Below are 854 nucleotides of genomic sequence, written 5' to 3' on the forward strand. Positions count from 1 at the left end.
CTAGGGTCTGTACTCAATAGGGATTCCGGGTTCTGCCAAATTGTGATTCAAGGTCTTGGAGTTGGAGGCCTTGATGAAGCAGCGGCAGTTGACCTGGTTGAGCGATGCGGAGTGGGCTCGGATCGAGCCATTGTTGCCGCGAGGACGCAAGGGCGCACATCGGGTTGATGACCGCCGGGTGATCTCTGGTATTGTGCACATGCTCAAGTGCGGTGCCCGCTGGCGCGACTGCCCTCCTGAGTATGGGCCCTACACCACCGTTTACAATCGCTTCAACCGCTGGAGTCGACAGGGTATCTGGCTCGACCTGTTCGAGGCGCTGACCGGTCACAACGGCATCTGGGGCACGGTGGCAATGGACGCCACTCATATCAAGGCGCACCGCTCTGCCGCCGGCGCAAAAGGGGGGCCTTYGCCCAAGCCATAGGTGTTTCGCGTGGTGGCCGTACGAGCAAGCTGCATGGACTGACCGACGCCCAGGGCCGACCAAGGCTGCTCATGCTGTCGGCTGGCAACATCAACGACATGAACATGGCAGGCGCTTTGATCGAGCGGGCTGCAGGTCGCTTCGATCGGCTCATCGCTGACCGCGGTTACGACACCAACGCCATCCGCGCTGCCATTGCCGCCAATGGCGCCATCGTCGTCATTCCTTCAACCACGAACCGGCGAGCGCCGATCCCCTACGATCGTGAGCTATACAAGGCCCGAAACCTCGTCGAGCGCCTCTGGTGCAGGCTCAAGGATTGGCGGCGCATTGCCACCCGGTATGACAAACTGGCAAGAAATTTCCTCGCAGCAGCTCTAATCGCTGCCACGCTCACATACTGGTGCAATTGAGTCCGGACCCTAGG

The 854-nt window shown here is 60.5% G+C and carries 1 protein-coding gene; it reads left to right on the plus strand.

Annotation, left to right across the window (positions count from 1 at the left end):
• Window positions 1-73: 73 nt before the first annotated feature.
• Window positions 74-840, plus strand: a protein-coding gene (locus AB4Z53_RS35380; protein ID WP_441600090.1) for an IS5 family transposase whose coding sequence is annotated in 2 segments (ribosomal slippage) — window positions 74-403 and window positions 406-840 — 765 coding nt in all. Because the reading frame shifts where the segments join, the coding sequence is not laid out codon by codon here.
• Window positions 841-854: the final 14 nt, after the last annotated feature.

It is taken from the genome of Ensifer sp. 2TAB8 (genome assembly GCF_052115125.1).
Lineage (GTDB): Bacteria > Pseudomonadota > Alphaproteobacteria > Rhizobiales > Rhizobiaceae > Ensifer.